The sequence below is a fragment of the Saccharopolyspora sp. NPDC000995 genome (genome assembly GCF_053599315.1).
On the sequence record NZ_JBSFLZ010000100.1, the window covers coordinates 16,550 to 27,747 of the forward strand.

The following is an 11,198-nucleotide window of genomic DNA, read 5'->3' on the forward strand; positions in this document are numbered from 1 at the left end:
AAGCGGCTGGCACCGCCCCGGACGGCGACGGACGACGCCGGGCACCGGCTCGGCGGGAACCTGGTCGGCCAGCTCAACACCGGGGGCAAGCAGGTCGGAGCCAGGCCGGTGTGGGACGTTCGCCATCTCCCGGCAGCAGGCTCTCGATCAGCACCGCGACCAGCCCCCACGACAGCTGCACCAGTCCCGCTCGCGCCGCATCGCGCACCGCTGCAACACCCGCCCCAGCACCACCTCGTCGCGCAGGACGAGCTCCACCGCCGCAGGTGCGAGGTCCGCGCCGCTCGTCGAGGCTTGGAACCGGCTTGTCGTGCAAGGCTTCGCGACCGCCGACGCGTGCCAGCATCCGGCGCAGCGGCTCATCGATTCCACATTGGTCGTGCCGAGGTCGTGCACCTCGCTGTCGAGGCCGCCGGAGAGGACATCCAGGCGCGCGTAGGCCCGCAGCAACGGCAGAAGGACTCGAAGCGGAGGCGGTCACCGTTGCACGTGACGACCGGATCGCGGAAGGCCGGTCGACCGTGAGCTCTCTCCAGCGGCCCAAAGGGCTCACGGCGCCATTGTCGACCTCTATCCACCCTGACGGGTGAGCAAATTCCCTTGCGGCGCGATCGTTTCCACGCCCGAACCGACGATCTGCTTGCCGCGCAGCCAGGTCTCGCGCACCACGCCGGCCAGCGGGCGCCCGTGGTATGGCGAGACCGGGTTGCGGTGGTGCAGCTTGGCGACGTCGACGACGAAAGCGTCGTCCGGCGCGAACACGCAGAAGTCCGCGTCGGTGCCGACCGCGATGGAGCCCTTGCGCTGCAGCCCGGCGAGGTCGGCGGGCTTGCGGGACATCCACCGCACAACGTCCGCGAGGCCGTGGCCGCGCACCCGCGCCTGCGTCCACACCGCCGAAAGGCCCAGCTGGAGGCTCGAAACTCCGCCCCAGGCCACGCCGAAGTCACCGATGTCGAAGCGCTTGAGCTCCGGGGTGCACGGCGAGTGGTCGCTGACCACGCAGTCGATGATCCCGTCGGCCAGGCCCTGCCACAGCAGTTCGCGGTTGCGGGCCTCGCGGATCGGCGGACAGCACTTGAACTGGGTGGCGCCGTCGGGGACCTCCTCGGCGCTGAAACTCAGGTAGTGCGGGCAGGTCTCGACGGTGACCCGGACGCCGTCGGCGCGCGCGGAGGCGATCATCGGCAGCGCGTCGGACGACGACAGGTGCAGGATGTGCACCCGCGCCCCGATACGCCGCGCCAGCTCGATGACCTGTGCGATCGCCACGTTCTCGGCGCCACGCGGCCGGGAGTTCAGGAAGTCGCCGTAGGTCTCGCCGTGCGCAGTTGGGGCGTGCTCGATGGCATCGGAGTCCTCGGCGTGCACGATCATCAGCGCGTCGTAGCGGGCCAGTTCACGCAGCGCCTCGTCCAGCTCGGTCGGGTTCAACGGCGGGAACTCGTCGACCCCGGAGTGCAACAGGAAGCACTTGAAGCCGAACACCCCGGCCTCGTGCAGCCCGCTGAGCTCGGCGAGGTTTCCATGCACCGCGCCGCCCCAGAAACCGACGTCGACGTGCGCTTTCTCGCGCGCCGTCTTGCGCTTGACTTCCAGCGCGCCGGTGTCGATCGTCGGCGGCAGGCTGTTCAGCGGCATGTCGATGATGGTCGTGACGCCGCCGGCCGCTGCGGCGCGGGTGGCGGTATCGAAGCCCTCCCACTCGGTGCGACCCGGGTCGTTGACGTGCACGTGGCTGTCGACCAACCCCGGCAGCAGGACCTCGTCCTCGGCGAGCTCAAAGGTGCGGGCGGCGTCGAACTGGGCGTCCAGCGCCTCGACGGCGACGATGCGGCCGTCGCGGACGCCGACGCTGCCGGAGGTCTCCCCGTTCGGGCCGATGAGCCGTCGCGCGCGGAACACGACGTCGAACGCCCCGGTGGTTGTTTCGGGCAACGCGGTTACCTCCTAATCAAGCATTCAACAAAGTGTTGAACTTAGGTGCGGCCCGGGTCAAGGGTCAGGGCCCCGATTTGTCCCCGGCCTGAGCCGGTGACCCGTGCGCGCTTCCGGGGCTACGACACCCGAAAACGCGCGCAGCCCTCGGTTCACGATTCCGCCGGCGCCCACCAAGAAGTACAAGCCGAACTCCAGGCGCTCGCCACGTGGGCCCGCCGAACCATTTTCCGTATCATGAAGTATACTTACCATCAATTGGAAGTTAACTGGATCGGCGAGCGCTCGTCAAGGGGCAGCCGGCGGGGCATCGATTCAGCGCAGCGCCGCCCGGGTAGCTCGAAACCGCTTCTTCGGGTTGACTCATGGACCCGGTGCCGATGACCGAGCAGCAGGAACGCGACGTGCTGCTGAAGTGCATCGAGCCGGTGGAGAAGGCCAGCGGCCACGCGGCTACGTCGCGCCGTGGTGGGGAGATGTCCGAGCACACCGCCGCACTGCTGATGGAGAACGGCTTCAGCTACGACCACATCCAGAACTACAACGACTTCCACCCCTTCTACGCGCAAGTCGGCGACTCCTGGACGAAGATCGACTTCGCGGTCCGGCCGTACCTCGGATGAGGCCGCTGCAGCACGGCCGAGAGGTCGACCTGGTGGAGTTCTGCGGCAACTGGTACGTCGAGACCTGCCGCCGATGCTGTTCAACAAGCGCGCGGCGAACTCGCACGGCATCGTTAGCCCCGCGACGTCGAGCAGCTATGGCGGGACGAGTTCGAATGGGTGTACCGCGAGTTCGACTACGGCGTCTTCCCGATCACCCTGCAGCTCAGGGCCCGTGAGTACCTCAGATCGTTATCCAACAAACGGCGGCGATCGAGACTGATTTGGTACTCCGGTTTAGCCGTTTTCGCAGAAAACGCAACAGGCTCCTAATCGAGGCGAACAGTCCGTTGGCTGAAAACGAGCACCTACAGGCGGTCTTGGGCGAGGCGTTCGCCGAGGTCGACCAGGAGAGTGGCCGCTTCGTGGATACAGCGCTGCGGGTCGGATTCGATGTCGGTGAGGGCGTAGGCCGCTTCGATGCCCGCTTCGCGCAGGCGTTCCGGGGTGAGCTGGCAGCGGCCTGCGATGGCGACCACGGGGACTCCCGCTTCGACGGCGCGGGCGGCGACTCCGGCCGGGCCCTTGCCGTGCAGGGTCTGCTCGTCTATGGCGCCCTCGCCGGTGATCACCAGGCCGGCTCCGTCCAGCTGGTGGTCGAAGTCGATCAGCTCCAGGATCACATCGACCCCGGGCCGCATCCGCGCGCCCAGCACCGCGAGCGCCCCGTAGCCGACGCCACCGGCCGCCCCGGCGCCCGGCTGCTCGGCGACATCGCGACCGCCGGCGGCCAGCACCGCGCGCGCCCAGCGGCCCAGCGCCTCGTCCAGGAAGCGGACCTGCTCCTGGTCCGCACCTTTCTGCGGCCCGTAGACGTGCGCCGCACCGCGCTCGCCGAGCAGCGGGTTGTCCACATCGGAGGCGAGGACGAAGTTCGTTTCGGCCAGCCGGGAATCCAGGCCGGACAGGTCCACCGCGGTCACCCGGGAAAGTGGTCCACCGCCTGGGGGCAACGGGTTATCCGCAGCGTCCAAAACCCGCGCCCCCAGGACGGTGAGCATTCCGGCGCCGCCGTCGGTGCACGCACTGCCACCGACGCCCAGCACCACGTTCCGCGCGCCCGCGTCGAGCGCCGCCAGGATGGCCTCGCCGGTCCCCTCGCTGGAGGCCGCCAGCGGGGCGAGCTCGTCCGGGTCGAGCAGCGCCAGCCCGGAGGCCGAAGCCAGCTCCACCACGGCGGTGTCGCCGTCGATCGCGATCTCGGTGTCCACCGGCTCGCCGACCGGGCCCGCGACCCGCACCGGCACCGACACGTAGCCGCTGGCCAGCGCCGCTTGCACGGTGCCGTCCCCGCCGTCGGCCACCGGCGCCAACCGCACCTGCACGTCGGGGCGGACCCTGCGCAGACCGGCGGCCACCGCCTCGGCTACCTCCGGCGCGGTCAGCGAGCCCTTGAACTTGTCCGGCGCGATGAGGACGGGACCAGGCACAACCAACTCCGATCGATAGGGCGGCATCCTCCGCCGAGACGCCCGGCACGTGCTCGGCGGAGGACACCAAGGGGTCGTTCGGATATTCCACCCGAGGACCCAGTCCATGGGAAATGCGGGGCGCGATCGCCGTCCACGCCACCGCGCGTTCACGGCGAGCGCACCTCGCGCAGGGCTGCCCTGAAGCCCCGCCCAGGAGTGCGGGAGTGAGTGTGTGACAGGACCGACCGACGCGGTTCGGCGTACGCGTGGGTCAGCCTCCGCACCCCAAGAACCGGTTACGCGTTGGGAACTGGTTCGGGTTCGATCATGGCGTCAATGCGGATGCCGCGGGCGGTGTTGGCCTCCCGCTCGATCATCACCTCGACCAGAACCGGGCGGCTGGTGGCGACAGCCTCCTTGCGGGCCCACTCGATGGTCTCGGCGAGGTCCCCGGGCTCGAACACCCTGCGGCCCGAGCAGCCGTAGGCCTCCATGATCTTGACGTTGTCCGTGCCGTACTCGTCGTAGTGGATGTCCACCTCGGTCTTCATCCCGAACGCGTCCCCCTCGGCCTGGCGGATCAGGCCCAGGTACTCGTTGTTCAGCATGATGATCACGAACGACACGTCGTACTGGGCGGCCACCGCCAGCTCCTCGACCAGGAACTGGAAGGAGTAGTCGCCGACGACCGCGACGACCTCCGCGTCCGGCTCGGCCGACTTCACGCCGATCGCGGCCGGAATCTCCCAGCCGAGCGGGCCGGCCTGGCCGCACACCTGGTAATGCCGCGGGCGGTGCGCGGTCTGGAACTGCCCGCCCCAGATCTGGTAGAGCCCGATCGCGGTGACGAAGTACGCCTCCGGCGGGAAGATCTCGTTGATCTCCCGGTACACCCGCGGTGCCTTGATCGGCACGGTGTCGTAGTCGTCGGGCCTGGTCAGCGTCTGCTTGAGCACGCCGACCCGCTCGACCCACGCCGAGTAGTCCTTGGTCGCCCCGCGCTTGTGGGCGGCTTCCAGCAAGGCCTCCAGGAACAGCCGGGTGTCGGAGACGATGCCCAGGTCGGGGCCGAAGACCTTGCCGATCTGGGTCGGCTCGATTTCGACGTGGATGAACTTGCGCTCACCGCAGTAGACGTCCAGCGCGCCGGTGTGCCGGTCACCGAAGCGGGCGCCGAGCGCCAGCACCAGGTCGGACTCCAGGAACGACTGGTTGCCGTAGCGTTGGCTGGTCTGGATGCCGGTCATGCCGGCGAACAGCTCGTGGTCCTCGGGGAAGGAACCCTTGCCCATCAACGTGATCTGCACCGGGACGCCCAGCAGTTCCGCCAGCTCCCGCACCTGCTCGTGGGCCTCGCCGAGGATCACGCCGCCACCGGCCAGGATCAGCGGTCGCTCTGCCTCAAGCAGCATGTCCAGCGCGCGCTCCACCCGCGGCTGGTACGGCTCGACGCGCGGGATCGGCAGCGGGGCATCCAGTTCGGGATCCCACTCGATCTCCTGCTTCTGCACGTCCAGCGGCAGGTCGATCAGCACGGGGCCGGGGCGGCCGGAACGCGCGATGCGGAACGCCTCGCGGAAGATCCACGGCGCCTGCGCGGCCTCCTTGACCTGCACCGCCCACTTCGTGACCGGCTTGGCGATGTTGACGATGTCGACCGCCTGGAACGCCTCCTGGTGCAGCTTGGTGGACACCGCCTGACCGGTGATGCACAGGATCGGGATGGAGTCGGCCTGCGCGGTGTAGAGGCCGGTGATCATGTTCGTGCCCGCCGGACCCGAGGTGCCGATGGCCACTCCGACGTTGCCGTTGGTGCGGGCCCAACCGTCGGCCATGTGGGTCGCGCCCTCTTCGTGGCGCACGATCAGGTGCTTGATGCCGCTGTCCTCCATCGCCGCGTACAGCGGGAGGATCGCCGCACCGGGGCAACCGAAGGTGATGTCGACGCCCTCGGACTTGAGCACGTCGACGACGGCCTGCATGACAGGAACTTTGGGCATGGTGTAAGACTTCCTCTCGGGTGCGGCGCCTTCGGGCGTGCACCTAGTTGGGAACGGGTCGGCGGTTCTGGTTGCTTGGCGGCGCTGGACCGCTGACCCGTGACCGTCTTGCTGGTTCGAGATCGCCCGGTCGGGCGAGTGCGCCTGCGCGATCTTCCGCGATTTCAATGGAAATCAGAGTTCCGATTTCCATTGAAATCGCGCACCACGGTCTCAGTCGCGACCGTTGAGCCGCGTGATCTGCTTGAGCAGCCCGGAGTGGTCAAGCTTCCCGTCGCCCTGCGCGACCGCGGCGGCGACGAGCTGGCTGACCAGCGAACCGAGCGGGATCGACAGTCCCGCGTCACGCGCGGCGGCCTGCACGATGCCCATGTCCTTGTGGTGCAGTTCGAGCCGGAAGCCCGGCGCGAACTCTCGGTTGCGCATCTTCGCGCCCTTGGCGTCGAGCACGGTGCTGCCGGCGAGTCCGCCGCCGAGCACCTTCAGGCCCGCCTCGGTGTCGACGCCGTGCGCCTCCAGGAACACCAGGGCCTCGCCTACCAGCCCGATGTTGCCCGCGACGATCAGCTGGTTGGCCGCCTTGACGGTCTGCCCGGCCCCGGCGGGTCCAACGTGGACGATCGTAGTGCCGACGGCACCCAGCACCGCTTCGGCTGCCGCGAAGGCGTCGGCCTCGCCGCCGACCATGATCGACAGCGTGCCGTCGATCGCCTTCGGCTCACCGCCGCTGACCGGCGCGTCGATCGCCCGCACGCCCTTCTCGGCGGCAGCCTCGGCGACGCGGCGCGAGACGTCGGGGCGGATCGTGCTGCAGTCGATGAGCAGCGCGCCCTGCTTGGCATTGGCCAGCACCCCGTCCTCGCCCAGCACGACGTTCTCGACGTCCGGCGAGTCCGGCAGCATGGTGCAGATGATCTCGGCGTCGCGGACGGCCTCGGCCACACTGCCCGCCGCCTCGCCGCCGTCGGCGACCAGCTGGTCGACCTTGGCCTGGCTGCGGTTGTAACCGGTGACCTCGTGGCCAGCCTTGACCAGGTTGGCCGCCATCGGGCCGCCCATGATGCCCAGCCCGATGAATCCGACCTTGCTCATGGTTGTGGTACCTCCGTAGTTGGTGCCGTTCGTGAGCGCCCCTCCCGTCACCCGAACGCCGCCCCCGAGGAGGCGCTGCGCGCCGCAGTATTGACGGGTGAGAACCGGAAAAGCCACTCACCGGCGGTCAGCTCTTGATCCAGCCGAAGCTGTCGGCGCTGGCCCCACTCGGCTTGTACTCCAGTCCGATGTGGCCGGTGTAGCCCCCCGCGTCGAGCTTGTCGAAGTAGTGCCCGAAGTCGATCTCGCCGGTGCCCGGCTCGTTGCGGCCCGGCGCGTCGGCGATCTGCACGTGCCCGATGCTCCGGGCATGCTGGTCGATCACCGCGTCCGGGTCGTCGCCGTTGACCGTCAGGTGGTACAGGTCGAACAGCAACCGCAGGTTGTCCACGCCGCCCTCGTTGTGCACGCGGTCGATCACCGCGAGCGCGTCGGCGGCGGTCTTCAGCGGGTACGCGGGCGTACCGCTGACCGGCTCGATGAGCACCGTGCCGCCGATCCGGGCAGTGCCCTTCGCTGCGCGGATTAGGCTCTCAGCAGCCGCGTCGTCCTGTGCCTGCGCTTGGGCACCGTCGATCCGGTTGCCGTACAGCGCGTTGAACGCACGGCAGCCCAGACGCTCGCCGATGCCCACTGCGACGTCGACGTTGTCGGCGAACTCGCCGGTCCGGTCCGGGTTCGACAGCACGCCGCGCTCCCCCGCAGGCATGTCGCCGGCGAAGAAGTTCAGGCCCACCAGCGACACCCCGGCGTCGGAGATCGCCTGCGCGAACCGGTCCACCTCGCGGTCGGTGGGCACCGCGACCGCGAACGGCCACCAGAACTCCACCTTGTCGAATCCGGCGGCCTTCGCCGCGGCGGGACGGTCGAGCACGTCCAGTTCGGTGAACAGGATCGAGAGGTTGACGTCGTAGCGGTTCGGATTCATCGGCACCCCCCCTCTAGAGAAATTTCATTATGTGGAAATCTTATTTCGTACAATGATAGATTAGCGACAAGGTAGCCGCCGGTCAACGCCCCACCCCCGGTTACCCGCCGGTCACCGGTGGCGGGCGGCCGATACGGTTCAACCGGGAGGTCAGGCCAATGATCTTGCGAGCTGAGTTCACCACCGAACCCTTCAGGGGAGAAGGCGAGCCGCCGGCGCACGCCGTGGCCGCCCGCGACTGCCTCCGAGCCGCCGGGCTGGAGCCCGAATTCGGCCCGCTGGGCACCTCAATCAGCGGCGAGCGCGAGGCGCTGCTGCCCGCGCTGGCCGCCATGCTGGAGACCGTACTGGACACCGGAGCGAACCGGATCACTCTGCAGGTGACCGTCGGCGATGCCGACGAGAACCAGGTTTAGGCTGGTCAACGTGCATCCGCTCGCCAACGCGATCGCCCCTTTGCTGGAGCACGTCGGCGGTACCACCGTGCCTGCTGACGAGCGCGAGCCCGGCGACATCGTCCTGTACTGGGAAGGTGCCCCGGCGGTCGCCGTCCGACTGCCCGGCGAAGAGCTGACCAGCGCCCTCGACCGGATCATCCGGGCCGTCGAGGGCGAACTCGGCGGACGCCTGCCGGACCTGCCGCGCGCGGACAAGCAGCGCGCCGTCCGACTGCTCGAAGAGCGCGGTGCGTTCTCCATGCGCAAGTCCGTCGAGACGGTGGCCAAGGCGCTCGGCGTCAGCCGCTTCACGGTCTACAACTACCTAAACCGCGAGCAGGCCGACCGGAGCTGACCCGGCAGGCGGGTTCGACCCCGCCCGGTCGGGCGATCGGCTTCACCGGGAACCGCTACCCGCAACCCTGGCCAAGCCGCCCGTTTCGCCGGAAGCCGACCGGGCGAACAGGACAACGCCGAGCGGTCGAATTCGAGCAGGATCAACCCCGCCGCGAGTGCGTCCAGCACCAGACACGCAGCGGGCCGACACCCGACGAGCTGCCTGAGTTGCGCCCACCGCACAAGGCTTCAGCAGCATTTTTCAACAAAGTGTTGACACTGGGCGGACTGCGGTCGTACTTTTTGCCGCACCGAAGCTCGTGACCGGCAACCGCAGCGCAGCCCAGGCATGCTCGGACTCTCGTCCGCCGCCTCCGCCAATCCCGAGAACCTCTTCGGGGACGCACATCCTGTGAGAGTTTGCGATGTCAACAACCATCGAAACGGGCCGGCTGAACAGCCTCCCCCGCGCGGAACTCGTCCAACAGCTGCTCGCCTGCCTGGACATCCCCCGCTGGGCCGCCGACATCGCCGACCGGCGCCCGTTCGCCGACGTCAACGCCGTCTACCAGGCCTCCAACGCCGCCGCACCGGAGCTGACCCCCGAGGAGATCCACGGCGCGCTCGCCGCACACCCCCGAATCGGCGAGCGCGCCGCCGGCGAGGGCACCTCGGCCAAGTTCTCGCGCAACGAGCAGTCCGGGGTCGACGGAGGCGATGCCGAGCTGGCCCGCGCGCTGCGCGAGGGCAACGAAGCCTACGAACAGCGGTTCGGGCACGTGTACCTGATCTGCGCCAGCGGCCGCAGCGGTGCGGAGCTGCTGAAGATCCTGCACTCCCGACTCGACAACGAGCCGGAAGCAGAGCTGCGGATCGTCGCCGGCGAACTCCGCAAGATCGCACGTCTGAGATTGGCAAAGGTGATCGAAGGATGAGTGCCGTCACCACCCACGTGCTGGATGCCGCGCAGGGCGCCCCCGCCGCCGGGCTCGCGATCCGGCTGGAGGCCGCCAAGCGCCCAGAAGACCCGCTTGCGGGGTCGAGCATCGACACTGCCTGGAGCTCGGTCGCCGCCGGCCGCACCGACGACGACGGCCGGATCAAGGACCTGGGCCCGGACCGGCTGGACGCCGGGGACTACCGGCTCACCTTCGAGACCGGCGAGTACTTCGACCGCCAGGGCGTCGCGACCTTCTACCCGCAGGTGCAGATCACCTTCCGCATCGCCGACCCCGAGCAGCACTACCACGTTCCGCTGCTGCTTAGCCCGTTCGCCTTTTCCACTTACCGAGGGAGCTGATCACCGCATGGGCATCGTCATAGGCCCCAACCAGTACGGCAAGGCCGAGGTCCGCATCGTTTCGGTGAACCGGGACAACGCACGCCACATCATCAAGGACCTCAACGTCAGCTCCTCGCTGCGCGGCGACCTCGATGCCGCCCACCTCACCGGTGACAACGGCAACGTGCTGCCGACCGACACGCAGAAGAACACGGTCTACGCCTTCGCGAAAGAAGCACCGATCGGCGAGATCGAGGACTTCGCGCTGCGGCTTGGCCGGCACTTCGTCGGCACCGCGGACGGCATCACCGGCGCGCGCATCCTCATCGACGAGTCCAGCTGGGAGCGGATCCCGGTCGGCGGCACCGGCCACGACCACTCCTTCGCCCGCGCAGGCGATGAGAAGCGCACCACCGCGGTCACCATCGACGGTGACCGGGCGCACGTCGTATCCGGACTGAAGGACCTGGTGGTGCTGAAGTCCACCGGGTCGGAGTTCTGGGGCTACCCCAAGGACAAGTACACGACGCTGGCCGAGACCAACGACCGGATCCTGGCCACCGCGGTCACCGCCCGCTGGCGCTACCTGCACATCGACGTGGACTGGGGCAAGAGCTTCGAGTCGATCCGCTCGACGATGCTGGAGGCATTCGCCACCACGCACAGCCTGGCGCTGCAGCAGAGCCTGTACGAGATGGGCAAGTCCGTGCTGGAGAAGCACCCGGAGGTGGGCGAGGTGCGGCTGTCGCTGCCGAACAAGCACCACTTCCTGGTCGACCTCGAGTACTGCGGACTGGAGAACAACAACGAGGTGTTCTTCGCCGCGGACCGGCCGTATGGCCTGATCGAAGGCGTCGTAACCCGCGACGACGTCGAGGAAGCACCGCAGGCCTGGTACAGCCTGCCGCAGTTCTGATCTTTCACAACAGATTTCGACCGCCGAAGCTCCCCGACTCACCTGCCGACGCTGCTCGAGCCGGCAAAGTATACGAAGTAGGCCATCGCCTACGCCCCCGAGCGGGGTGCGGTCGTGGTTGCCTCGGCGGGTTGGCGGCGACGGCGTCCGGGAGCGGGGCGGCGTCCGAGCCCAGTTCACCGTGATGTACTTCGC

Annotated in this window: 12 protein-coding genes; 6 read left to right on the top strand and 6 right to left on the bottom strand. The window is 68.6% G+C overall.

Annotation, left to right across the window (positions count from 1 at the left end; genetic code table 11):
- Positions 1–147: 147 nt before the first annotated feature.
- Both ACWDKQ_RS26460 and allB read right to left on the bottom strand, forming a co-directional pair.
- Positions 148–450: a hypothetical protein gene (locus ACWDKQ_RS26460; RefSeq protein ID WP_450141463.1), complete on the bottom strand. Its 303-nt coding sequence runs from the start codon at positions 448–450 to the stop codon at positions 148–150.
- Between the two features lie 120 nt (positions 451–570).
- Positions 571–1,938: an allantoinase AllB gene (allB, locus tag ACWDKQ_RS26465; RefSeq protein ID WP_450141464.1), complete on the bottom strand. Its 1,368-nt coding sequence runs from the start codon at positions 1,936–1,938 to the stop codon at positions 571–573.
- A 380-nt stretch (positions 1,939–2,318) separates the two neighbouring features.
- Here allB and ACWDKQ_RS26470 point away from each other — a divergent pair, with 380 nt between their 5' ends.
- Positions 2,319–2,561 (top strand): hypothetical protein, encoded by a 243-nt coding sequence (locus ACWDKQ_RS26470; protein WP_450141465.1) that lies wholly within the window; start codon positions 2,319–2,321, stop codon positions 2,559–2,561.
- A 347-nt stretch (positions 2,562–2,908) separates the two neighbouring features.
- Here the strand turns inward: ACWDKQ_RS26470 and ACWDKQ_RS26475 are convergent, their stop codons facing one another.
- The 4 genes from ACWDKQ_RS26475 to ACWDKQ_RS26490 form a co-directional block, all read right to left on the bottom strand.
- Complete coding sequence (locus ACWDKQ_RS26475) at positions 2,909–4,057, bottom strand: glycerate kinase (RefSeq protein WP_450141466.1); 1,149 nt, start codon at positions 4,055–4,057, stop codon at positions 2,909–2,911.
- 251 nt (positions 4,058–4,308) lie between these two features.
- The gene (gene gcl / locus ACWDKQ_RS26480) at positions 4,309–6,012 is read right to left on the bottom strand and encodes a glyoxylate carboligase (protein WP_450141467.1); all 1,704 of its coding nucleotides are present in this window, start codon (positions 6,010–6,012) and stop codon (positions 4,309–4,311) included.
- A 213-nt stretch (positions 6,013–6,225) separates the two neighbouring features.
- Positions 6,226–7,155 (bottom strand): 2-hydroxy-3-oxopropionate reductase, encoded by a 930-nt coding sequence (locus tag ACWDKQ_RS26485; protein WP_450141468.1) that lies wholly within the window; start codon positions 7,153–7,155, stop codon positions 6,226–6,228.
- Positions 7,156–7,231: 76 nt separating this feature from the next.
- Entirely contained in the window at positions 7,232–8,032 is an 801-nt protein-coding gene (locus ACWDKQ_RS26490; RefSeq protein ID WP_450141469.1) for a hydroxypyruvate isomerase family protein, read from the bottom strand.
- 158 nt (positions 8,033–8,190) lie between these two features.
- Between ACWDKQ_RS26490 and ACWDKQ_RS26495 the strand changes: the two genes are divergently transcribed.
- The 5 genes from ACWDKQ_RS26495 to pucL all read left to right on the top strand — a co-directional run bounded on the left by ACWDKQ_RS26495 (position 8,191) and on the right by pucL (position 11,003).
- The gene (locus ACWDKQ_RS26495) at positions 8,191–8,448 is read left to right on the top strand and encodes a thiamine-binding protein (protein WP_450141470.1); all 258 of its coding nucleotides are present in this window, start codon (positions 8,191–8,193) and stop codon (positions 8,446–8,448) included.
- Positions 8,426–8,824, top strand: coding sequence for a helix-turn-helix domain-containing protein (locus tag ACWDKQ_RS26500; RefSeq protein ID WP_450141471.1), 399 nt, complete (start codon positions 8,426–8,428; stop codon positions 8,822–8,824). Before ACWDKQ_RS26495 ends, ACWDKQ_RS26500 begins: the two co-directional genes overlap by 23 nt.
- A 406-nt stretch (positions 8,825–9,230) precedes the next feature.
- Positions 9,231–9,740, top strand: coding sequence for a 2-oxo-4-hydroxy-4-carboxy-5-ureidoimidazoline decarboxylase (gene uraD, locus ACWDKQ_RS26505; protein ID WP_450141472.1), 510 nt, complete (start codon positions 9,231–9,233; stop codon positions 9,738–9,740).
- Positions 9,737–10,105 carry a hydroxyisourate hydrolase gene (gene uraH, locus ACWDKQ_RS26510; protein WP_450141473.1) on the top strand — a complete coding sequence of 123 codons (369 nt, stop codon included), beginning with the start codon at positions 9,737–9,739 and terminating at the stop codon, positions 10,103–10,105. The genes uraD and uraH overlap by 4 nt, the downstream gene beginning before the upstream one ends.
- A 7-nt stretch (positions 10,106–10,112) precedes the next feature.
- Positions 10,113–11,003, top strand: coding sequence for a factor-independent urate hydroxylase (gene pucL, locus ACWDKQ_RS26515; RefSeq protein ID WP_450141474.1), 891 nt, complete (start codon positions 10,113–10,115; stop codon positions 11,001–11,003).
- Positions 11,004–11,198 lie beyond the last annotated feature (195 nt).

Bases quoted from the DNA above. Each gene is read 5' to 3' on its own strand.
- uraH (WP_450141473.1), top strand. From the start codon at position 9,737: ATGAGTGCCGTCACCACCCACGTGCTGGATGCCGCGCAGGGCGCCCCC.
- pucL (WP_450141474.1), top strand. From the start codon at position 10,113: ATGGGCATCGTCATAGGCCCCAACCAGTACGGCAAGGCCGAGGTCCGC.
- ACWDKQ_RS26495 (WP_450141470.1), top strand. From the start codon at position 8,191: ATGATCTTGCGAGCTGAGTTCACCACCGAACCCTTCAGGGGAGAAGGC.
- ACWDKQ_RS26490 (WP_450141469.1), bottom strand. From the start codon at position 8,032: ATGAATCCGAACCGCTACGACGTCAACCTCTCGATCCTGTTCACCGAA.
- uraD (WP_450141472.1), top strand. From the start codon at position 9,231: ATGTCAACAACCATCGAAACGGGCCGGCTGAACAGCCTCCCCCGCGCG.
- ACWDKQ_RS26470 (WP_450141465.1), top strand. From the start codon at position 2,319: ATGACCGAGCAGCAGGAACGCGACGTGCTGCTGAAGTGCATCGAGCCG.
- ACWDKQ_RS26500 (WP_450141471.1), top strand. From the start codon at position 8,426: ATGCCGACGAGAACCAGGTTTAGGCTGGTCAACGTGCATCCGCTCGCC.
- gcl (WP_450141467.1), bottom strand. From the start codon at position 6,012: ATGCCCAAAGTTCCTGTCATGCAGGCCGTCGTCGACGTGCTCAAGTCC.
- ACWDKQ_RS26475 (WP_450141466.1), bottom strand. From the start codon at position 4,057: ATGCCGCCCTATCGATCGGAGTTGGTTGTGCCTGGTCCCGTCCTCATC.